This is a genomic window from Bacteroides sp. RCH18, from assembly GCF_058231005.1.
This window is the reverse complement of the sequence record NZ_JBIPTC010000002.1, coordinates 1,609,244-1,632,286: the sequence shown is the minus strand read 5'-3', so window position 1 is coordinate 1,632,286 and position 23,043 is coordinate 1,609,244. Positions and strand designations below refer to the sequence as shown.

The following is a 23,043-nucleotide window of genomic DNA, read 5'->3' as shown; positions in this document are numbered from 1 at the left end:
CCTTTTTTATTTATTCTGTCAGCATGAATGTATCCCCCTGCCGTGTACACTTCAAATTAAGCGCATAGGCTATCAATGTAGCCACAGTCTCTGGAGATTCATTGGAAAATTCAACTGTCAGCTTTCTTTTTTCCAGCGCAGGAGAAGCTACACGTATCTGTGAACTGCCTGCATTCATATTCATTACTTTCAGAATATGCCCCAAAGATTCATCTTTAAAACAGACATGCTTCAGATAGCGGTTCAACTCTCCTGCATTTTCAGTCGAACTGAGCAAAAGTTGCTGTGATTGCAATATCACTGTCTCACCGGCTTTGACATAACATTCTTTATTTCCCTTTTTAAGGGTTACTCTGACGGTTCCCCGTTGCACCGAGAGACGGAACGGAGCATCTTCGACGCTCTTTACACTAAAAGCAGTACCCAATACTTCAATCTTTACTTCCTTTGTATCAATCCAAAAAGGTTGCTTCTGCTTCTTTGCCACATCAAAAAAGGCATCTCCCTGCAAACTAACTTCCCGTTTATCAGAAACAAAATGTTCCGGATATCGGATAGAAGTCTCCTTTGCCAAGAACACGACAGAACCATCTTCCAGAGTCGTGACCAATGTAGGAACATCCTGATTCTCCCGTGTTATAAAGTCAGGTAATTCCTCTTTTTGACCGAATCCCCAATACAAGGTACTAAAAACCAAACCGACCACCATCGCCGCTACAGTGCCATAGCGTACCCACATCGGGACTTTAGGCATCCGATGGTCTTCTACAAGCAGATGATCTTTATCCAATCGGTCGTACAACCGATTCCAAGCCTGCTCCGTCTTTATTTTATGAATATCCGTTTTCATCATTTCATTTGAATATAATTTTCTATTTCTTTTCGCAAAGTTCGTAAAGTCTTCGTCATTTCCGCTTCCACCGTTTTGACGGAGAGAGAAAGCTGGACTGCAATTTCCGCATATTTCTTTCCTTCCGTCCGGTGCATTTTAAATATTTGCATTCTGCGTTCCGGCAATTTCTCAAGGGTATTATTTATCAGCTTCTGAAGTTCTTCATATTCCATCTGCTGATGAGGATCTGTCGCCTGTTCCGAAGAGGATGCAGTCAGCACAGACTCTCTATACCGCTCCTTGACCTCTTCATGCTCACAGTATTGAATTGACTGATTACGTGTCGCCCTGTAGAGATAACTTTTTACAGACTGGAAAATCTGTAACTGTTCCCTATCCTTCCAAAGCACGTAAAACAGTTCTTCAACAATTTCCTCAGCTACCTCCATCCGCCCGGTAATGCTTGCCGCATACCAACACAGGGGAGAATAATAACAGCGAAATAGTTCCTCAAACGCTTTTATGTCACCTGCCTTTATTTTTGTCAGTATGAGCAGTTCATTCAGCATACTTCTATCATTTTACGATTGTTCCCAAATATAAGAAAACAATTCTGATTTTAATTAGATTGCTTTTTCAATTTATCGACAGCATGTTCCAGAGACTCTGTAGGTTCAATAATATTATAATTTCCCCAAAAGTCTTCACTCCAGTAATTTCCGACTTTATCATAGAAGATCTGATTGGAGGTAAATACTTTATTCCGCGGAATCACCTCGGACGGGTTCTCCCTCCGGTCTGTCACCACCATTTCTGAGGTCACTGCATAGCTCGTAGAGAAAAGCCTCCGTTTCCAGTCGCATTTGAAACGAATATCATTGCGGATATAATTCAGATAGGTCCTTCCATCTATCGTTTTATAGGTAATCAGAAAAGATAACTCTTGCGGTTTGAATCTCAGTCCAAATGGTTTCTGATGAAGAATAGCAGCAATTGCTTTCGATTTATTCTGCATATCCAAATTCATCTCGATACGTGTAAACGACAGGTTATCACAATCTACATACAATTTCCCATGAAACAGCGCATATGGTAAAAGAACTCTCGGACGGAAATTGATAACATATTGTATCCGGTTATCGATCAATGCCGATTCAGCCATCCCAAACTCATAGTTGTTCAATTCTTCCGGTTCCAGCAGCGCTTCTTTATTCTTCACGATATCCAAAACTACTGATATATTAGGACCACCCATAACCTTTACTGCCAATGTATCACTAACTTTCTGACTTAGCAGACGGCGTCCTTTCAGAACCTGTAGTTTATCATAATCCGTAGTGCGATTGGTGTATGCTGTTTTCGACACATCAAGTACAGCTTCCGATACACTGATATAACGGCGCCCTTTCTGCACAGTCTCCCGATAGAAACTGGTAAGCATATTCCGGTTGGCACTATAATTCACCGGAATCTTTTCAATCGCCTTTTCTATAATTGTACGCGGATTATTGGCATAAACGACCACTTCATTCAACTGGTTAGTATGGGGTATCATCCAGACCGTCAATTTAGAAGAATTATCCTTATCTAAAGATACATGACTATTGATATAGCCTATGTGAGAGATTTCCAACTCTCGCGGCACTTCTTCTTTCCTGACTTTCAGAGCAAATTCTCCCTCCGCATTTGTCACCGTACCGATATTACTTCCTTGCACAGATACATTCACGTTTTCAAGTGTTCTCTTATTTTGCTTATCCTTCACCATTCCGACAATCGTGAAATAATCTCCTGCATCCTGCGCCCATATATCAGCATTCCCTATCCATAGAAAAGCTAATAACCATCCAACCAAAAGTATAACTGACTTTTTCATCTTAATAGAGTTTTAAAGTAAATAATTCCTGCTTCTACTAATAAGATCGTTCAATCTGCAAATACCCTATTGTCTGAAATAAAAAAAATCAGTATCTTGCCCGACAGACAAAAATTAGATTCTCAACAAATGATTAATTATGATACGCAAATTAGATAAAGTAGAATTGCAGCAGGCGACAACTTTAGCATTAGAAGTATACTTGCAATGTGGTCAGGATGATTTCGAAGACGAAGGTCTTGAGAGTTTCAAAAGTTTTATATTCAACGATAAATTGATGAATGAACTCTGCATTTATGGAGCTTTCGAAGAGAATAAACTAATAGGTATTATGGGAACCAAGAATGAAGGCAAACACATTTCTTTGTTTTTCATCAAAAAGGAATTCCATAGAAAAGGGATAGGCAAGCAACTGTTTGACTATTCCCAATGTGATTGTCCGGCAAATGAAATAACGGTAAACTCATCTACATACGCTATCAGGTTCTACGAATCTCTGGGATTTGAGAAAACAAACAACAGGCAACAAACAAACGGAATCTGTTACACTCCGATGAAGCTCATATCGAACAAATAAAGAAGAAGATATTACCATTAGATTCCAGTTCCCCGGAAGCCAAATCTAATTGTTAATTATACTTTCGAATATGTATTTCTTATAAAAATAGTTTCTACATTTGCGACCGTTATGGCGAAATACATTTTCTGTATATTATTTGGTATATTTCTGATATGGGGATGCAATTTAGTGCCCGATAAAGAATTACAGGAGTTCCGGACAGAGGCCGGTACTACCACTATACAATCCCATAACAAGTCACAGAGTTACCGATCCAAAGCTGTAGTCAAACAATCCGGTAAAGAAAGTAACTCCTTCCAAGAAGGGAAATATGATGGAAAATATGATTGCAACATTGCCGATGGTATTTTAGGAAACTCACTTTTATCCCGTACCACTTCTCTTTCCAAAATTCTAAGATTCAACGTTTCTTCCGTTACAATTCGGATACTAAGTTCATTAAAATATCAATTTCCGAAAGAAAAATGGACTGGTCTCCCCTACTACACAAATCTCACCAAATTCTCCTATCGATATTACGTCTATACACTAGGACGAATACTTATTTAAATATCTCTTTTCCTTTTATGGGATGAGATGAGTGCATCTATGCCCATTTTATCTCTTTATATTCAAGGCAAGAAAGCAAGAAGAGTCTTTTCCATTGCCAGGAATATGCATACGATTTCCCTTTAACATATTAATAACTTGATATATAATGGAATTTATATTAGACTTTATTCTCCACATTGATCAATACATGATTAGTATAGTGCAGGATTACCATACTTGGGCATACGCTATCTTATTCATCATTATATTTTGCGAAACCGGGCTTGTAGTCACCCCTTTTCTTCCTGGTGATTCTTTACTTTTCGTTGCAGGAGCCATTTCCGCATTACCCGGTATGCCGATCGATATCCATATTCTTGTTTTAATCTTATTTGCAGCAGCCGTATTAGGTGACTCCTGCAACTACATGATCGGACATTTTTTCGGATGCAAACTTTTTCATAATCCCAACTCCAGGATATTCAAACAAAGTTATCTTGATAAAACACATGATTTTTATAAAAAATATGGTGGGAAAACAATTATTCTCGCCCGCTTTGTGCCTATCGTCCGCACTTTTGCTCCATTTGTAGCCGGGATGGGAAAAATGCATTACTATTACTTTATGATCCACAATCTGATAGGTGGGGCCATATGGGTGGGGTTATTTTGCTATGCAGGCTACTTCTTTGGCGATCTGCCGTTCGTACAGGAAAATCTTAAACTCTTGATTATCGCTATTATATTTATTTCAATATTGCCTGCAATAATAGAAATATTACGAGCGAAGTTAGGATCGAAGCAATAAAAAACTTTATTCATTTGTTTATTAATAACAACGGCCATCAAATTAAACATCCCAAAAACAATTTAATGTACTCGTATTTATGAAAAATTCTTTTTTTAGTAAATTCACGCCCAAAGAACCAAAGTTCTTTCCTCTGCTGAAGCAGTTATCAGATGTTTTATCTGCCTCATCCGTTCTACTTGTTGAAAGTATGGAACATGATCTGCCCACAGAAAGAGCAGATTACTACAAACAAATTAAAGACATGGAACGTGAAGGTGACAGATTGACTCATTTAATCTTTGACGAGTTAAGTACGACATTTATCACCCCCTTCGACCGTGAAGATATTCACGACTTGGCTTCCTGCATGGATGATGTTATCGACGGAATCAACAGTAGCGCCAAGCGTATTGTAATCTATAATCCTCGCCCTATTTCCGAAAGTGGCAAAGAACTGAGCCGTCTGATTCACGAGGAGGCTATCAATATAGGTAAAGCCATGGATGAACTGGAGACTTTCCGCAAAAATCCAAAGCCATTACGCGACTATTGCACCCAATTACACGATATAGAAAATCAGGCAGATGACGTATACGAGCTTTTTATCACCAAACTCTTTGAAGAAGAAAAAGACTGTATCGAACTGATTAAAATAAAAGAAATCATGCATGAACTGGAAAAGACAACCGATGCAGCAGAACATGTAGGGAAAATATTAAAAAACCTGATCGTAAAGTATTCATAAAAGCAGAGCAAGACACATGGAATTATTAGTGACTATCATTATACTAGCTCTGATATTCGATTATATCAATGGCTTTCATGACGCAGCAAACTCGATCGCTACCATCGTATCGACTAAAGTACTGACTCCTTTTCAAGCGGTATTGTGGGCAGCATTCTTTAACTTCGTTGCGTTCTTCATAGCCAAATACATTATAGGGGGCTTTGGCATAGCAAACACTGTGTCAAAGACAGTTGTTGAACAATACATCACGCTGCCTATTATCCTGGCGGGCATTATTGCCGCTATTTCCTGGAATCTGATTACCTGGTGGAAGGGTATCCCGTCTTCTTCCTCCCATACGCTTATAGGTGGTTTCGCAGGAGCTGCTATCATGGCAAACGGCTTTGAAGCTATTCAGCTCAATATCATTCTTAAGATTGCCGCTTTTATCTTCCTGGCTCCATTTATCGGTATGATTATCGCTTTCGGATTTACTCTACTTGTGCTCTATATCTGCCGACGTACAAATCCGCATACCGCTGAAATGTGGTTCAAGAGATTACAGTTGGTTTCTTCCGCCATGTTCAGTGTAGGACATGGTCTGAATGACTCGCAGAAGGTAATGGGTATTATCGCCGCCGCAATGATAGCTGCCCACTCTATGGGTCTGGGAATGGGAATAAACAGTATTTCTGATCTGCCGGACTGGGTAGCGTTCTCCTGTTTTACTGCTATCTCACTGGGAACGATGTCCGGAGGATGGAAAATCGTAAAAACGATGGGAACCAGAATCACTAAAGTTACTCCATTGGAAGGTATGGTTGCCGAAACCGCAGGTGCTTTTACTCTTTATATCACCGAAATGCTGAAAATACCTGTTAGTACGACTCATACAATTACCGGAGCAATCATTGGTGTCGGAGCAACCAAACGTTTATCCGCTGTTCGCTGGGGGGTGACTAAAAGCCTCATGACTGCGTGGGTACTTACTATCCCTGTCAGTGGACTCCTAGCTGCATGTATTTATTGTGTAGTTTCTCTGTTCCTGAAATAAATTCTGCTTCAAGGGAAACAACTCGAAATTTAAACAAGAAAAATAGCTACTCTTAACATCCCTCTACAGTATTTTGTAGAGGGAATACTATAAAATGATACACATAGAACCTTAAATATTTAACGTCTCCTTCGAGATATAAAGAATTTCTTCAGAAAAGAATTATTAAACATAAATCTTTTATTATTATTTTTTAATACTATCTTTGCTTTCATTGTGTAATGCGACAGGCAAATTTAAGTAATAATTCTATGTTCACTCAAGACGAAAGTTATATCAAATGGAAGTTATTTTTAGAAGGAGATGACCAGGCATACAGCTGGATATATACTCATTACATCCAAGTGCTCTATAATTATGGCTTACAAATCACTCCTGATTCTGAAATAGTGAAAGACTGCATTCAGGACGTATTCGTAAAGATATATAAAGCCAAAAAGCAACTTACTGTACCTCAAAATCCTAAAGTATATTTAATGATTGCTTTAAAAAATAACATCTATAATACTTTCAATCAAGAACGATTGCAAAAAAACTATGCTTTCAGTTTATACCAAACAGAAGAGCAGCTTACTGTTAAAAACGAATTCATTGATCAGGAAGCCCGGCATGAAGAAATGAATAATATTAAAAGAATGATGAAAATCCTGACTCCCAGACAACGGGAAGTTATTTATTACCGCTTTATAGAAGAACTGAGTTACGATGATATTTGCCAGATAATGGGGCTCAATTACCAATCGGCTTATAACCTTTTGCAACGCTCTCTACAAAAAATAAGAGAAGCCTATGGAGTCACTGGAATATGGATGTTAATACTCCATCAACTGACCTATTTACACTAAAAAATAAAAATCTCAAAAAAAATAAAGAGCAGTTGAGTAGATTTGTCAATTGAGATTGTCCTAAGATAAATCAACATTGAAAATGGACATTAAAAACAAATATACTCACTACTCTGCAGATCAACTACTCAATGATTTCTACTTTTTGGAGTCTGAGCAGCATCCCAGCCCAGAAAGTATCGCTTTTTGGGAAACGATGCAGCAAAAAGATAAAGCATTAGCAAAAGAAATAAAAATAGCACGTTCTTTTCTGCATGATATTCGACACATTCCTGTTTCACACTTACCGCAAAACGAAGTAGAAACAGTGTGGAAGAATATTTCCAGACTCAACAATATAGAAAAACAACGAAAAAAGAAAATTCTTTTTATTAATCATAGTATATTAGTTGCCGCCAGTTTAGCTCTTATACTCTGTTCGGCATGGTATTTTCAATCACAACTCAGCATTATGCAAGAAAAAACGGAACTGGAAATAACAGCTGTAAAAAGGCCGAATGCTACTCCTACTGATAATATCCAACTTGTACTTTCGAAAAAAAAACAGATAGATATTGATGGAAAAGAAAGTCAATTACAATATGACCATCAGGGCAAGATTAATGTAAACTCCCAAACCATTATTCAAGAAACTGATGACAAGGAAAAGACTAATATTTATAATCAATTAATCGTACCTGCCGGTAAACGTTCATCTATCACTTTCACCGATGGTACATGTATTTGGTTAAGCGCTAACTCAAGAATCGTTTATCCTGTGGAATTTAAACAACACAAACGAGAAATATATATAGAGGGGGAAGCTTTCCTCAGTGTATCTCATGACCCGAACCGGCCATTTATCGTGAAAACAAGCCAAATGGACATTCAAGTATTAGGCACCACATTCAACGTCAGTGCTTATGAAAATAAACAAACGCAAAGTGTTGTATTAGTAAGTGGTAAAATAAAAGTAAAAACCAGCAAAAATGAAAGTAAGACACTTTCTCCCAATAACTTATTAAGTTATAATGAACAGGAAGGCATCCATATCCAATCGGTAGACGTACAAAAATATATCGCCTGGAAAGATGGTTTTTACCTCTTCCAAACAGAAAAACTAAAAGACATTGCTACAAAACTCAGCGATTACTATGGCAAAAAGATCATGATAGACAGTCCATTGAAGACCATTACCTGCAGTGGTAAACTAGATTTGAAAGAAGATCTTGACGAAGTTCTTCAGACACTAATACGGACTGTCCCGGCAAGAATAGAAAAATCAGATGGAATTATCCATATTTATGTAAAACATTAATTAAAATCGAAAGCCTATGAATAAACATTATCCTTAAAAAAATAAGGCCGAATAATACCCTTAATATCATCCGGCCTTTGATTAAATTACTTACACGTTAATATTAATTAATCTAATCATTACAAATGTATGAAAAAGCACCGATTATTTAGTCACCAAAGGACTAAAGATAAACAACTATTACTAATCATGAAGTTTTTTTCACTCTTCCTTCTTATCGGAATAGGAAACTGTTTGGCTACAAACACGTATTCGCAGAATAAACTATTCACCATTAAATCATCACAAAAGACTATAACGGAAGTCTTTCATGAAATTGAGAAAAATAGTGAATATATTATTTTCTACATGGACCAACTCATTGATACGAACCGCAAAGTGAATATCAATGTCAGAAAGCAACAAGTAAGTGCTATCCTAGATCAACTTTTTGCCGGAACCGATAACACTTACAGTATCAACGATCGGCAAATTACCATTTACCGCAAAGGAGAGCAGCCAACTCCTCAACAAGAAAAAAATAAATTTGTAATCACTGGTGTTGTCACTGATTCACAAGGAGAGTCAGTAATCGGAGCATCTGTGAGAATCAAAGATACAACCAATGGAGTAATCACCGATATGGACGGACGCTATACAATTACTGCACCCGGAAAAAACAGTATTTTGGTAATTTCATATATTGGCTATTCAACTGAAGAAGTTAAAATCAATGATCGTCGAAACATCAATATAAGATTGCGCGAAGACACAAAAGCACTGGATGAAGTTGTAGTAGTGGGATATGGACAGCAAAAAAAGGAAAGTGTAGTTGTATCCATGAGTTCCGTCAAAGTTTCAGACATAACAGCTCCAACAAGAAATCTGACTAATAATCTGGCCGGACAAGTTTCCGGTCTTATAGCAATACAACGATCCAGTGAACCGGGATTTGATGATGCCGAATTTTGGATTCGTGGTATCAGTACATTTGCAAGCAACTCGGCAGCTTCTACTCCCCTAGTTTTAGTGGACGGTATTCCCCGTAAAATTACAGATATCGAACCGGATGAAATTGAAACTTTTTCCATCCTAAAGGATGCTGCTGCAACAGCTATCTATGGTGCAGAAGGTGCAAATGGAGTTATATTAGTCACTACCAAACGCGGTAAAGATGAAAAGCCGAAAATTACTTTTAAGACCGAGCATTCTATTTCAAGTCCCCAACGTTTGCCAGAATTTGTGGGATCTGCCGATTATCTGGGATTATATAATGAAGCATTGCGTAACGACGGTGAACCTGCTTTATTCAGTGACGAAACCATAGAAAAGTTTCGTAACAGCACTGATCCTGACCTCTATCCTAATACAGACTGGATTAAAGAGTTGCTCAAGAAAACTACAAATAATCATCGATACACACTAAATGCCCGTGGCGGTTCCGCACGTGCAAAGTACTTTGTTTCAGGTGCATATTATAATGAAAGTGGAATTTACAAAGGCAACCCTACAGACAAGTATGATACAAATATCGGACTTGACCGTTTTAATCTTCGTTCAAACATTGATATGGATGTCACCTCAACAACTAAAATTTCTGTTGATTTGGCAGGACAATACTTGATAGCCAACTATCCAGGCTCATCTTCATCCAGTATCTTCCGTTCCATGTTAATTACCCCTCCATACTGTTTTCCTGCTGTATACAGTGATGGCACAGTAGCCACTTATGAACAGGAACGAGGAGTTAATATGAGGAATCCATACAATCTGTTAATGAACTCCGGATATACCCGCCAATGGCGGACAGGAATCCAGTCGAAAGTAGGCGTACAACAAAATCTGAAATTCATTACCAAAGGATTAAGTGCTAAAATGAATATCAGTTATGACTTCGACGCAACTTTCAAATCCATACGTTCATACAATCCATCACGTTATCATGCAACAGGCAGAGACGAAAACGGGAATCTTCAATTCGCACAAGTAGTTTCCGGTACTCCAGACCTTAGCGACCTGAAGGACAACGGTATCGAAGCGAACAAAAAAATATATATTGATGCTTCCATCAACTATAAACGGACCTTTGCTGAAAAACATGATGTAACCGGAATGTTGCTCTATATGCAAAAAGAAACACAATATAAAACCGAGCCACTACCTTACCGTAAACAAGGTGTAGTAGGACGTGTAAGCTATGCTTATGACGGACGTTACTTTATTGAAGGTAACTTCGGATATACCGGTTCGGAAGCCTTTGCCAAGAATCACCGTTTCGGTTTCTTCCCAGCTGTAGGAGTTGCTTACTATCTATCCAATGAGCCATTCTATCCCAAAGCAATAAAGAAAATAGCCAATAAGATTAAAATCAGAGCTTCTGTCGGAAAAACCGGTAATGATACTACCGATAAACGTTTTGTTTATAGAGCTACTTATAATATGGCAGCCGGTTCATGGTCACAAGGTATAGGAAGTAACGGAGGTACCAATGCAATAGGCAATGCTATCATCGAAGGATTCCCCGAAACGCTGGATATCGGTTGGGAAATTGAAACTAAACAAAACTACGGCTTCGACCTAGGACTGTTTGACAACAAAGTTGATTTTGTATTCGATTATTTCCGCTCTGAAAGAAGTCATATTCTGATGCAAAGAAATACTACTCCTACTGTAGGCGGATTCCGCGTCAATCAATATGCCAACTACGGTATTGTTAATAATCATGGCGTAGATATGTCACTGAATATTCATCAGCAAATAGGAAAAGTAAAACTCAGTGCACGTGGAACCTTTACCTATGCAAGAAATAAGATCGTTGAATATGATGAATTACCACAAAGATATCCTTGGATGGCTCAGACAGGTATGAGAATAAACGAAAATTATTTATATATAGCAGAACGTTTATATACAAAAGAAGACTTTATTGTCAGCAAAAACGGTAGTGGCATCGAAACTTATACTCTACGTTCTGAATTACCCCAAAGCACATTGGGGGGACTGTTAGGTCCTGGTGATATCAAATATAAAGATATAAATGGAGATGGCATTATCGATAGCTATGATAAAGTAAGAGGTGTAGGACATCCCAAAGTTCCAGAAATTGTATATGGATTTGGGCTAAATATAGAATATAAAGGATTTTATGCCAGCGCATTCTTTCAAGGTGCCGGCAACTGTTCCGTTTTGCTGGGAGGTAATACCCCTGAAGGATGGTTTCCTTTCTCATGGGGAGTAGACCAATCGAATTACCGTACATTCGCTTTAGACAGGTGGACTGAAAAGAATCCAAGCCAAAACGTATTAATGCCACGCTTACATAAAGACAACACCAATGCCGCTAATAATAGTGTAGCAAGTACTTGGTGGTTACGCAACGGAGGATTCTTACGTCTCAAGAACGTGGAATTAGGTTACCAATTACCCAAAAAACTCTTAAGTAAAATAAATCTTCAGGCAGCCAGAATCTATCTGATGGGATATAACATTGCTTTATGGGACGATCTGAAATATTTTGATCCGGAAGCTGGTAATGCCAATGGTGGTAATACATACCCCAAAGCACGGACATTTACTTTAGGAATTGATTTTACATTCTAATTAAATCTATTAAGTATGAAAACAAAAAAGAAACTATATAGGAAAGTACTGATAGTAGCTTTTACACTATGCAATCTCTGTTCATGCAACTATCTGGATGTATCAGATGAACTAGCCGGAAATCTTCAATCGTTGGATGAGATATTTGACAATGTCGCCTATACCAAAAGATGGTATGCCAATATTTTTACTGCTATCCCTGATTATTCGGGTATCGTCGCTGCAGAAGGCAACGTCACAGGCTTCAAAAACCCTTGGGCTGGTATGTGTGACGAACTAACCGTTGGCTATGGAGACAACAAATTATACAATAAAACAGAAAAAAATGCAGCAAACATGGGTTTTCACCGTTGGGGAAATTGTTATAAACAAATTCGGCAAGCTAATATTTTTCTGGCCAATGCCAAACCAATAGCTGCCAATGGCACCCACGTCGATGTTCTGACAGAAGAGGAACTTATAGAAATGAAAGCTAATGTCCGTTTTATGAGAGCTTATTATCATTATCTTTTGTTTGAGCAATATGGACCTATTCCTCTTGTAAAAGACGCCATTTACGAAAGAGATGATGACTTAGATATTCCACGTAGTCCGATTGATGAGATTATAGCTTACATTGATCAGGAACTGAAAGAAGTATCCAATGAACTGTCACAAGAAGCTCTACATGAGGATGACCAACACAATGCGTGGCCCACAAAAGGTGTAGCACTGGCAGTCAGAGCTAAACTATGGGTATATGCCGCCAGTAAATTATTCAATGGCGAGTACAAAGAAGCATTATCGATTACTAATCCTGACGGACAACGGCTTTTCCCAGATAAAGATCCCGGAAAATGGGAGAAAGCAGTAAGTGCTTTGAAAGATTTCATGACATTCGCTGAAGATGAAAACAATTATGAATTGTTGGAAAATGAAGAGAACCCTTCACAAGCATTGTATGATTTATTTCAAACTTACAATCGAGAAATTATATGGGCCACTGCTGCCAATACCTGGGGTGGTATGGATGGAGATGCCTTTGACCGCAGATGTACCCCAAGAAGTGAACAAAATGGAATGGGATGTACGGGTGTCACTCAAGAATTGGTAGATGCATTCTATATGAATGATGGTTATCCGGTACAAGAAACAAGTTTCCTAAAACAGTCTACACTCTACACAACCGAGGGAACAGACACTTATAAGGAAAAAGTCGTTACCAGCAACAATAAGAAAGTAAGTGATGCCAAGAATGTCAGCAATCGATTCATGAATCGTGAACCACGTTTCTATAATACCGTATTCTTTCAAAACAGAAGATGGCACGTCAGTAATAACGTTACCCAGTTCCATAAAGGAAGTCCTAATGAACTTAGTGGTACTATTTATACTCTTACGGGCTATATGCTGTATAAGAGATTTAATCGTGAGGTTAATAAGAAATCACCGGGAGTTACATCAAAATTCCGTCCTTCTATCATTTTCCGTCTAGCCGATTTTTACCTGCTATACGCAGAAGCTGTCAACGAAATCGATCCTAACGATGCACGAGTATTGACCTACCTGAATAAAGTACGTCACCGCGCAGGATTAGAAAATATAGAAATTTTGAATCCTGACATTGCAGGCAAACAGGATCTGCAAAGACTGGCTATACAGCGTGAACGCCGCATCGAACTGGCTACTGAAGGACAACGTTATTTCGACGTACGCCGCTGGATGATAGCTGACCAAGAAGGTGAAGGACGTCAATATGGATACGTGCATGGTATGAACATGAATGGAACTGAAGATAAATTCCTTCAGGAAGTAGAGGCCAGCCCCATCGTATTCAGACGCAAAATGTACCTATATCCTATTCCGGATAGTGAAATGAAAAAGTCTGATGGACAACTTGTTCAGAATCCGGGATGGTAATCTTAATTATATTTCATGATTAAAAATATAATAACAATATGAAAACGATACATACCTTATTAGCAGCAATGACTATTGCGATGCTGGCAATAAGTTGCGAGAATGAATTTGATGTCTCCGATAAAGCAGACAGTCTGATATCTGTTACAGTCAACACCTTGAATAATCAAGCAGCCTATAATGTCGGAGAAACTGCCCAAGCGGAACTATGGATACAACGGGGAGGACTGAAAGATGCCTCCGGTAAAGTTCAATTCGTTGTAGACCCTCTTTTGCTTGACTCGCTGAATCAAGAAGATAAAACTAATTATGAGTTATTGCCGGAAAATTGTTATGAAATGACAAATACAGAATTTACGGTAGATAAAAACGAGTTATGCGGTTACATCACGTACCATCCTGAAAAGATACTGGCTTTGTCAGCGTATAACGAAACAAAATATGTATTGCCATTACGACTCATTTCTAACGATCTGGCTATTAATCCAGCAAGAAATACATCTTTTCTTGCATTTACCATTTTGGAACCTATCGTTCATATCAGTAATGCTGGAGTATATAATATCAATCCGGATCTAACTTCTACAATGGATATACAGATCGGAGTACCCTTTACCAATAAGTGGGATATTCTTTGTAATCTGACAGAAGATTTATCATTGATTGACGAATATAATCAGATTAATAAAGTAAATTTCACTTTACTTCCCGAAAATGCCTATACTGCTCCTGAATCCGTAACTCTTCAGGAAGGAGTCAGTCAGATAACCGCCTCCTACCAACTAAAAAACAATCTGGTACCGGGAAACTATATTTTACCTATAAAAATAGGAAGTATCACGGCAAGCCAAGGAGGAGTTCCGAATAACTCACTGGTAATAGATGAGGAAAGCAACGTTTTGTTCTGTATTGTAAAAGAAGGGAATAAGATCAACAAATCCGGATGGGAAGTGATAGAGTGCAGTTCTGAACATGCAGGGAATGAAGCTACATACATGATTGACGATAATGAAAGTACATACTGGCATTGCAAATTCAAAAATGAAGCAGGATCATCTGTACCTCCCTTCCATTTTATTATTGATATGAAAAAAGAAATTACAATCGCTCAAATTGACTTACTTAATCGTGGAGACGGAGCTGCCAATAATATTAAATGGGTAGAATTTTATGCCAGCAATAACAATAGTGAATGGGATAAAATTGGTGCCGGTGATTTTAATGATGAAGGTACCAGAGCAACATTCCGATATTATGTAAAGTCTACCAAAGCACGATATCTGAAACTTATAATTCCTGAAGGATATGGAAATAACTGTCCTCCTGCCGCCATTCGCGAATTGACTGTTTACGGATTAGAAGGTAATAATTAAAAATCAGTATTATACTCAAAACCTTATTTGATTTAAACACATGATGAATAAAAGATCCCTCAATCTGCTGCCTTGTGTCGCAGTTCTATGTTCTTGTTCTTTGCCCGCGTATGCCGGGCAAAGTTCAAAAAAAGAAAAAAAACAAAACCTAATGTTATTATCATTCTCGCAGACGATTTAGGTTATGGTGATCTTGAATGTTATGGTACCACACGTGTACATACCCCCAATGTAAATCGGTTGGCTTCTGAAGGTATACGGTTTACCAATGTACATGCTACCGCTTCTACCAGTACTCCTTCCCGCTATGCTTTGCTGACCGGAGAATATGCATGGAGAAAGAAAGGTACCGGAGTAGCTGCAGGTAATGCAGGCATGATAATTCGACCAGAACAATATACTATAGCCGATATGTTTAAATCGGCAGACTATACCACCGGAGCTATTGGTAAATGGCATCTAGGATTAGGTGACAAAACGGGTACACAAGACTGGAACGGGACAATATCTCCTGCACTCAAAGATATAGGATTCGACTATTCTTATATCATGGCTGCTACTGCAGACCGTGTTCCTTGCATTTATATTGAAAACGGTAAAGTAGCCGACTATGATTCCACCGCTCCTATTGAAGTCAGTTATCAGAAACCATTTGAAGGTGAGCCGACAGGAAGAAAGAATCCTGAATTGCTTTATAATCTCAAGCCAAGCCACGGACACGACATGGCAATCGTAAACGGTATCTCGCGCATCGGATACATGAAAGGAGGAGGTAAAGCTTTGTGGAAAGATGAAAATATAGCAGACACCATCACCAGTCATGCCATCCGTTTCATTGAAGAAAACAAAGAGCGGCCTTTCTTTCTTTATTTTGCGACCAATGATGTACATGTTCCCCGCTTCCCACACGAACGTTTCAGAGGTAAAAACCCGATGGGATTACGAGGTGATGCCATTGTACAGTTTGACTGGAGCGTGGGAGAAATCATGAAAACGTTAGACCGGCTGGGATTGACTGAAAACACACTCATTATTCTATCCAGCGATAACGGTCCGGTACTGGATGATGGTTATGATGACAAAGCCGTTGAGCTTGCTGGCAGTCATAAGCCGGGTGGTCCTTTCCGTGGTGGAAAATACAGTGCCTTCGAAGCGGGAACATGTGTTCCGGCCATCGTACGCTATCCGGCACAGGTGAAAAAGAACCAAACTTTAAACACATTGCTAAGCCAAATAGACTGGATCCAATCATTGGCTTCTCTAGTAAATGTCACTATTCCCCAAAGTAAAGCTCCGGACAGTCAAAATCATTTAGACAGTTGGTTAGGAAAAAGTAAAAAAGATCGTCCTTGGGTTATCGAGGAATCTAATATTCTGGCATTATCCGTACGCAAAGGAAAATGGAAATATATCGAACCTTCCAATGGTTCCCCCATGATCACTTGGGGTCCGAAAATAGAAACAGGATATGCACCTTATGATCAGCTGTTCGATATGAATAAGTCCGAGTTTGAAAGCGAAAATCTGGCTCCGAAATATCCAGCCATAGTAAAAGAAATGAAAGATATATTGGTGCAGGAAAGAGCAAAAGGGAAAAAGTGACATTTATTGAAACAACAAAATATATGGCTTCACCAAAATAAACAAAAACCTTTCTATTTATTTTCAATAGGCTAATTATAAAATTCAAAAAGGTGTGTCAGAAAAAGTTCTGACACACCTTTTTATATATACTAATTCAGCTAATCTTACTTCACTTCCTCAAAATCAACGTGATATATCTATCAGCGACTTGCGTACACGTGTTGCAAATATAACGCAAATCTGAAAATAAGCATTCATAAGCAACCACAGCTCTTGACTGCAAAAGTACGGATTTATTTAATAAAAACCGTGATATAAACGCATAATAATCAAAAGAAAGCGATATTTTTAACAGATTCTTCGGTTTTATCCTTACCTTTGTGTATGATATTGGGGTGTTACACCCAAACAACAATAAGGAAACTATGCAAATACATAACAATACATTGATAGCGGAATGCTCAGCTTACGATTTCAAGGAAATGTTGGAACGTAAGAAAGTGAAGTCATGGCTCAAATCGGTATCGGCTTTTGCCAATACCGATGGTGGCAGTTTGTTCTATGGAGTGAATGATGACGGCGTAATTGTAGGGTTGGAGAATCCACAAGCCGATGCTGATTTTATCAGTGAAATGATAAAGGCACGACTTGACCCTGTGCCGGAAGTTCAACTTATTCCGATAGAACATGAAGGGCATACCCTGCTTGAAGTGAAAGTAAAGGCAGGAACGCTTACACCTTATTATTATTATCAGGATGGAACACGTACCGCATATGTACGAGTTGGCAATGAAAGCGTGGAGTGTAATTCGCAACAACTTCTTTCATTGGTATTGAAAGGTACGCACATGACTTGGGATTCACTGCCTACCCAAGTGGATGCCAGCAAGCATTCTTTCATCATCCTTGCCAATACCTTCCGTGAGCAAACCCATCAGGAATGGAATGACAAGTATCTGGAATCATTCGGGCTGGTCACACCGGACGGCAAACTGACCAATGCCGGACTGTTGTTCGTGGATAATTGCACCGTATTCCAATCGCGTATCTTCTGCACCCGTTGGACGGGACTCTATAAAGATGATGCCATCAGTTCCGTAGAGCATCGTGCAAACCTTGTACTGCTCTTGAAATATGGCATGGACTTCATCAAGAACTACACCATGAGCGGATGGGTGAAGATGCCCAACTATCGCCTGAACCTCCCCGACTACTCCGACCGTGCCATCTTTGAAGGCTTGGTAAACCACCTTATCCATCGGGATTATACCATAATGGGCGGTGAAGTGCATATCGACATTTATGATGACCGAGTGGAACTGGTATCACCCGGTGCTATGCTTGATGGTACGCGGATTCAAGACCGTGACATATACAAAGTGCCTTCCATGCGTCGCAATCCCGTCATTGCGGATGTGTTCACTCAGTTGGACTATATGGAGAAACGTGGCTCCGGCCTACGGAAAATGCGAGAGCTTACGGAGAAACTGCCTAACTTCCTGCAAGGCAAAGAACCTCAATATCAAACGGAAGCGACTTCTTTCTACACCACTTTCTATAATTTAAACTGGAACGAAAACGGAAGAATACCTGTTGAGGAAGTGGCTAACAGGGTAAACAGTACCCTCGAAAAGTACCCTGAAAACGAAGAAAGTTCGGTGGAAAAGTTCGGTGGAAACAGCAAAAGTTCGGTGAAAACCTTTGGTGATACGCAAGAAAGTTCGGAGATAATGCAAAAAGGTTCGGAGAAAAAGTTCGGAGATTCGAAAAACAAATCTAAAAGCATTGGGAAAACCGCACAAAAGATTATTGATTTCGTCATTTCCGACCCATCAATGTCTGCAGAAGCAATGGCCTATAAAATAGGAATAAGCTCCCGAGCCGTAGAAAAACATATTTCAAAGCTTCGTTCTATAGGAATTTTGTCTCGTGAAGGAGCAGATCATGGTGGCTATTGGCGCATTATTGTTAACCCTCAAACTGAGCAATAAAACTATGAAGACATCTTTCATACCATTCAGTGCAATAATTGCCGTTTTGATTATCGCCTTTTTGTTTGCCTCGTTACCGCAAGTAAGCCACAAGATGCGATACAGGGTACTTTATGCAATAGCCATCATCATGCTATTTGCCGTTATTCCTATCAGTGAGTGTATGGCTAAGAATACCAAAAATTCAAACAGCAATTATCTGCTTGTTCTGATATTTGATATTGCAGTAGGTTATTTCTGTATGTACATTGCCGCATTACTGAAATACAATGTCCTTAAACGAAAGAATCAAGCATTGGAAAATGCCTTGACCGAAAAGCAACAAAAAAATGTAGCAATCCTATTGGAACATCAAAATGAAAAGCAACAAGCACTTCAGCAAAGAGAACTTGAATGGTTAGCTGGGAAAATAAAGATGTTTACCGAAGAAGAACAGGAAGCTATTCTTGCCAGTGCTCTATCATTTGCTGAACATGACTTGATAGTTGCTCCCTCAATAAGCATACAGCCCAAAGAAACATGTAGTCAGCAAGAACTAATGTACTTTGTCTGCTCTGCTTTTTACAATATGGATAAAAGTCGTAGTGAAGTTGTGGGTTTCTTATATAAAGTTTTTCCTCTCTATTTTCCTGCTGGAGAAAGTGCATTGGCTAAAAAGATGCCGGGATTGGAGAAAGTTAAGGAAAGGAGAGAAAAGAAAATGCTCAATAACAATTAGCATTATTAGCGTCACTTATTTCTAATTAAATTTTAATACGAATAATAATGAGTACAAAATTTTTCACAAATAGCACAGGAAACACCTTGTTTGATAAATTCAAAGGTATTGCTGCTGATATGATAAATTTCGATAGTTTTTTAGCAGTTGTTGGATTTTTTCGCTCATCTGGTTATTTTAAATTACGAAAAGAATTGGATAATGTATCAGAAATTAAAATATTGGTAGGCATTAATATTGATGATATTTTTCGCAAACACAATAAAGCTCTATTGATGTTAGCAGACGAAGATAAAGCGAAAGAAATCTATCACAACGGCTTCAAAGAGGACATTATTAATGCCCAATATTCTCCTGAAGTAGAAGAGGGTATTTTACAGATGTGTGAAGACCTTGTTTCAGGACGCTTACAAATGCGTATCCACGCTACTAAAAACTTGCACGCTAAATTCTATCTCTGTTTGCCACAAAATCATAGCGAACATAGCGATGGTTGGGTTATTATGGGATCGTCAAATATCTCTGATTCGGGTTTAGGCATTAAGCAACCACCACAATACGAACTTAATGTAGCGATGAAAGATTTTGACGATGTAAAGTATTGCTCTGATGAGTTTTGGGCTTTGTGGAATGAAGCTGTGCCATTGACTGTAGAAGATATTGAAGAGTACAAGAAGAAAACATATTTGGGTTATCAGCCAACGCCATACGAACTATACATAAAAGTGCTTATCGATACTTTTGGCGACCAAGTGGAAGATGATTTTTCTATTCAGTTACCCGATGGTGTCAAGGATTTGAAATATCAGAAAGATGCCGTTATTCAAGGCTATCAGATGCTGATGCAGCATAACGGCTTGTTTCTTGCTGATGTTGTAGGTTTGGGAAAGACTATGATTGCTACAATGATAGCCAAGCGATTTGTAGAGGCTAACGGTAAAAACACCAATATCCTTGTTGTTTATCCTCCTGCTCTGGAAGACAACTGGAGAAATACATTCAAGTTGTTCGGCATCTACAAAAAAGCTCAGTTTATCACTAATGGTAGCCTATCCAAAGTTCTTGACGGTAAAGACAACTACAAGGATAAAGAGGAGTTTGATCTAATCATTGTCGATGAAGCACACGGTTTCCGTAGCGATAGTTCGGGCAAGTATGACGAGTTGCAGAAGATATGCAAGTCTCCTTGCATAAATATGGGCTTATTGAAGAGTTCACAGAAGAAAGTGATGCTTCTTTCAGCAACTCCGCTCAACAACCGTCCCGATGATTTGCAGAATCAATTATTGCTGTTCCAAAACAGTCAGAGTTGTACCATTGATGGAGTTCCAAACCTCAAAGGTTTCTTCTCAGAACACATATTGGACTACAAGCGATTGATGCGTGAACGTGACCAGCGTGATGTTACATCCGAAGTGGATAAAATATATGAGCAAATCCGTAGTAAGGTTATCGACAAAGTAACAGTTCGTCGTACACGCAACAACATTCTAAATGACCCTGATTATAGAGCAGACATCAAGTCTCAGGGCATCATATTCCCCAATATTCTGCCACCTAACGAATTGGAGTACGTGATGGACTCCGACACAAGTAATCGTTTCTACGAAACATTGAAACAATTAACCGATGGGAAAACAGATGAGAATCCAGAGGGCAAGGGACTAACTTATGCTCGTTATCGTGCAGTAGAGTTTTTGAAGCCTGAATATCGTAACAAGTACAAGAATGCTGTACATATCGGTCAGACATTGGCAGCTATCTATCGTGTCCATATGGTAAAGCGATTGGAGAGTAGTTTCTATGCTTTCAAGAAGTCGCTCCGCACACTTCTTCGTATCACAACCGATATGATTAAGATGTTTGAAGAGGACAAGGTTATCATTGCTCCTGACTTGAAAGTAAAAGATCTTCAAGCAAAGAATATGGAACTTGACGAGATTATAGAGTATGCTATTACAAAAGGATATGCCACAGAAGATATACTCTTTACCGCAGATGCTTTCAGTTCCGACTTTATTGAAATGCTCCATCACGACCGTGAGATATTGGAACAACTCAATGCAGATTGGGAGAAAGAGAATGACGACCCAAAATTCGATAAGTTCCAAGAAAACCTTACTCATAACTTCTTCGATAAAGAGAGAAATCCATCGGGCAAATTGGTATTGTTCTCCGAAAGTGTAGATACACTGAACTATTTGTACGATAGACTTACAAAGGAAATTGGTCGTTCCGATGTCTTAATGGTTACAGCAGCCAACCGCAATCGTTTGGGACAGACCATCAAGGAAAATTTTGATGCAAACTTTGACAGCGATTCTATGAGGTACAACATTATCATTACCTCTGATGTGTTAGCGGAAGGTGTGAACTTGCATCGTTCTAATGTGATTGTCAATTATGATTCGCCTTGGAACGCTACCCGATTGATGCAGCGCATCGGTCGTGTAAACCGTATCGGATCAGTTGCTACCAACATCTACAACTATATGTTCTACCCATCTCAACAGGGAGATAAAGAAATTCAGTTATATAAGAATGCCCTTGTCAAGTTGCAAGGTTTCCATTCGGCATTTGGCGAAGATGCACAAATCTACTCCAAAGAGGAGATTGTAAAGGAGTTCCAGATGTTCGATAGCAATGTAAAGGATAGCATTGACAAGAAAATTGCCCTATTGCGTGAGGTACGTGAACTCTATAATAGTGACCGCAAACTGTATCACAAAATCAAGGCACTGCCAATGAAGAGCCGTGTAATGCGTGATACAGGAAAGCATAGCGGTAAGTCTATAATATTTGTTTCTTCCAATGTTAAAACAGAGTTCTATTTGGCATCAGCAACTAGTGTGGAGGTTATTGACTTCCTTGAAGCAGTAAAATATCTCAAAGCGAAGCCAGAAGAACAGCCTGTGCCATTTTCTAAAGAAGAGCAACACTACAAACATGTAAATAGTGCATTAGCTCAATATACGACCGAATATGTGGAGGCTGCCGATACATCATCCATCAACCGCACTGACCTTGACAAGACTTCGCTTGAAGCCAACAAGTTCTTGCGTACCATCAAGCAGATAACAACCGATAATGAATTGAAATCACAATGCGATGTGTTGATGGGATATATCAATGAAGGTATCTACGCCCAGCTACCTCGTTACTTGAAAGCTTTGTCTCGTGAATACAAGAGCGACCGTGCAAAGATGAAGCAAGATGAGTATTGTTTACAAAACAAAATATCGGAACTACTTGGTGATTATCAGACGATGAACAAGGAGCAACGCCACGATGCACAAGATATTTCCAATCCTCAAATCATTATTTCAGAGAGTTTCAAATAAATCACTCACTATAAACCAATATTACT

At 38.9% G+C, this 23,043-nt stretch carries 17 protein-coding genes; 14 read left to right on the top strand and 3 right to left on the bottom strand.

From position 1 onward, the window contains the following. Positions 1-10 precede the first annotated feature (10 nt). Genes ACHLI0_RS21700 through ACHLI0_RS21690 form a run of 3 tightly spaced genes read right to left on the bottom strand, consistent with a single transcriptional unit; the run spans position 11 to position 2,708 of the window. The gene (locus ACHLI0_RS21700) at positions 11-853 is read right to left on the bottom strand and encodes a FecR family protein (RefSeq protein ID WP_490750014.1); all 843 of its coding nucleotides are present in this window, start codon (positions 851-853) and stop codon (positions 11-13) included. Beyond that, positions 850-1,401: an RNA polymerase sigma-70 factor gene (locus ACHLI0_RS21695; RefSeq protein ID WP_118417525.1), complete on the bottom strand. Its 552-nt coding sequence runs from the start codon at positions 1,399-1,401 to the stop codon at positions 850-852. Before ACHLI0_RS21695 ends, ACHLI0_RS21700 begins: the two co-directional genes overlap by 4 nt. Positions 1,402-1,451: 50 nt before the next feature. Then, positions 1,452-2,708 (bottom strand): carboxypeptidase-like regulatory domain-containing protein, encoded by a 1,257-nt coding sequence (locus ACHLI0_RS21690; protein WP_490750013.1) that lies wholly within the window; start codon positions 2,706-2,708, stop codon positions 1,452-1,454. Positions 2,709-2,847: 139 nt separating this feature from the next. Between ACHLI0_RS21690 and ACHLI0_RS21685 the strand changes: the two genes are divergently transcribed. The 14 genes from ACHLI0_RS21685 (at position 2,848) to ACHLI0_RS21620 (ending at position 23,017) form a co-directional block, all read left to right on the top strand. Then, positions 2,848-3,285, top strand: coding sequence for a GNAT family N-acetyltransferase (locus ACHLI0_RS21685; RefSeq protein ID WP_490750012.1), 438 nt, complete (start codon positions 2,848-2,850; stop codon positions 3,283-3,285). A gap of 111 nt (positions 3,286-3,396) precedes the next feature. Then, positions 3,397-3,837, top strand: a complete 441-nt coding sequence (locus ACHLI0_RS21680) for a DUF8440 family protein (RefSeq protein ID WP_055217160.1) — start codon at positions 3,397-3,399, stop codon at positions 3,835-3,837. Between the two features lie 148 nt (positions 3,838-3,985). Continuing rightward, positions 3,986-4,627, top strand: a complete 642-nt coding sequence (locus tag ACHLI0_RS21675; protein WP_490750011.1) for a DedA family protein — start codon at positions 3,986-3,988, stop codon at positions 4,625-4,627. A gap of 79 nt (positions 4,628-4,706) precedes the next feature. After that, positions 4,707-5,354, top strand: coding sequence for a DUF47 domain-containing protein (locus ACHLI0_RS21670; RefSeq protein ID WP_011109354.1), 648 nt, complete (start codon positions 4,707-4,709; stop codon positions 5,352-5,354). Positions 5,355-5,370: 16 nt separating this feature from the next. Next, positions 5,371-6,390 carry an inorganic phosphate transporter gene (locus ACHLI0_RS21665; protein ID WP_234118799.1) on the top strand — a complete coding sequence of 340 codons (1,020 nt, stop codon included), beginning with the start codon at positions 5,371-5,373 and terminating at the stop codon, positions 6,388-6,390. A gap of 251 nt (positions 6,391-6,641) precedes the next feature. Then, entirely contained in the window at positions 6,642-7,235 is a 594-nt protein-coding gene (locus tag ACHLI0_RS21660) for an RNA polymerase sigma factor (RefSeq protein ID WP_490750010.1), read from the top strand. An 82-nt stretch (positions 7,236-7,317) separates the two neighbouring features. After that, positions 7,318-8,532: a FecR family protein gene (locus ACHLI0_RS21655; protein WP_008766892.1), complete on the top strand. Its 1,215-nt coding sequence runs from the start codon at positions 7,318-7,320 to the stop codon at positions 8,530-8,532. Positions 8,533-8,661: 129 nt separating this feature from the next. Beyond that, positions 8,662-12,111: a TonB-dependent receptor gene (locus tag ACHLI0_RS21650; protein WP_490750009.1), complete on the top strand. Its 3,450-nt coding sequence runs from the start codon at positions 8,662-8,664 to the stop codon at positions 12,109-12,111. 15 nt (positions 12,112-12,126) lie between these two features. After that, positions 12,127-14,010, top strand: coding sequence for a RagB/SusD family nutrient uptake outer membrane protein (locus ACHLI0_RS21645; RefSeq protein ID WP_011109352.1), 1,884 nt, complete (start codon positions 12,127-12,129; stop codon positions 14,008-14,010). 38 nt (positions 14,011-14,048) lie between these two features. After that, positions 14,049-15,383: a BT_3987 domain-containing protein gene (locus tag ACHLI0_RS21640; RefSeq protein ID WP_008766895.1), complete on the top strand. Its 1,335-nt coding sequence runs from the start codon at positions 14,049-14,051 to the stop codon at positions 15,381-15,383. Positions 15,384-15,470: 87 nt separating this feature from the next. Beyond that, positions 15,471-16,985, top strand: coding sequence for a sulfatase family protein (locus ACHLI0_RS21635; protein ID WP_490750008.1), 1,515 nt, complete (start codon positions 15,471-15,473; stop codon positions 16,983-16,985). Positions 16,986-17,392: 407 nt separating this feature from the next. Further along, positions 17,393-18,958 (top strand): RNA-binding domain-containing protein, encoded by a 1,566-nt coding sequence (locus ACHLI0_RS21630; RefSeq protein ID WP_490750007.1) that lies wholly within the window; start codon positions 17,393-17,395, stop codon positions 18,956-18,958. 4 nt (positions 18,959-18,962) lie between these two features. Next, complete coding sequence (locus tag ACHLI0_RS21625; RefSeq protein WP_490750006.1) at positions 18,963-19,676, top strand: hypothetical protein; 714 nt, start codon at positions 18,963-18,965, stop codon at positions 19,674-19,676. A gap of 47 nt (positions 19,677-19,723) precedes the next feature. Next, positions 19,724-23,017 carry a helicase-related protein gene (locus ACHLI0_RS21620; protein ID WP_490750005.1) on the top strand — a complete coding sequence of 1,098 codons (3,294 nt, stop codon included), beginning with the start codon at positions 19,724-19,726 and terminating at the stop codon, positions 23,015-23,017. The last annotated feature ends 26 nt before the right edge of the window (positions 23,018-23,043 follow it).

Bases quoted from the DNA above. Each gene is read 5' to 3' on its own strand.
- ACHLI0_RS21690 (WP_490750013.1), bottom strand. From the start codon at position 2,708: ATGAAAAAGTCAGTTATACTTTTGGTTGGATGGTTATTAGCTTTTCTA.
- ACHLI0_RS21645 (WP_011109352.1), top strand. From the start codon at position 12,127: ATGAAAACAAAAAAGAAACTATATAGGAAAGTACTGATAGTAGCTTTT.
- ACHLI0_RS21640 (WP_008766895.1), top strand. From the start codon at position 14,049: ATGAAAACGATACATACCTTATTAGCAGCAATGACTATTGCGATGCTG.
- ACHLI0_RS21650 (WP_490750009.1), top strand. From the start codon at position 8,662: ATGAAAAAGCACCGATTATTTAGTCACCAAAGGACTAAAGATAAACAA.
- ACHLI0_RS21660 (WP_490750010.1), top strand. From the start codon at position 6,642: ATGTTCACTCAAGACGAAAGTTATATCAAATGGAAGTTATTTTTAGAA.
- ACHLI0_RS21655 (WP_008766892.1), top strand. From the start codon at position 7,318: ATGGACATTAAAAACAAATATACTCACTACTCTGCAGATCAACTACTC.
- ACHLI0_RS21700 (WP_490750014.1), bottom strand. From the start codon at position 853: ATGATGAAAACGGATATTCATAAAATAAAGACGGAGCAGGCTTGGAAT.
- ACHLI0_RS21620 (WP_490750005.1), top strand. From the start codon at position 19,724: ATGAGTACAAAATTTTTCACAAATAGCACAGGAAACACCTTGTTTGAT.
- ACHLI0_RS21675 (WP_490750011.1), top strand. From the start codon at position 3,986: ATGGAATTTATATTAGACTTTATTCTCCACATTGATCAATACATGATT.
- ACHLI0_RS21630 (WP_490750007.1), top strand. From the start codon at position 17,393: ATGCAAATACATAACAATACATTGATAGCGGAATGCTCAGCTTACGAT.
- ACHLI0_RS21625 (WP_490750006.1), top strand. From the start codon at position 18,963: ATGAAGACATCTTTCATACCATTCAGTGCAATAATTGCCGTTTTGATT.
- ACHLI0_RS21695 (WP_118417525.1), bottom strand. From the start codon at position 1,401: ATGCTGAATGAACTGCTCATACTGACAAAAATAAAGGCAGGTGACATA.
- ACHLI0_RS21680 (WP_055217160.1), top strand. From the start codon at position 3,397: ATGGCGAAATACATTTTCTGTATATTATTTGGTATATTTCTGATATGG.
- ACHLI0_RS21635 (WP_490750008.1), top strand. From the start codon at position 15,471: ATGTTCTTGTTCTTTGCCCGCGTATGCCGGGCAAAGTTCAAAAAAAGA.
- ACHLI0_RS21670 (WP_011109354.1), top strand. From the start codon at position 4,707: ATGAAAAATTCTTTTTTTAGTAAATTCACGCCCAAAGAACCAAAGTTC.
- ACHLI0_RS21685 (WP_490750012.1), top strand. From the start codon at position 2,848: ATGATACGCAAATTAGATAAAGTAGAATTGCAGCAGGCGACAACTTTA.
- ACHLI0_RS21665 (WP_234118799.1), top strand. From the start codon at position 5,371: ATGGAATTATTAGTGACTATCATTATACTAGCTCTGATATTCGATTAT.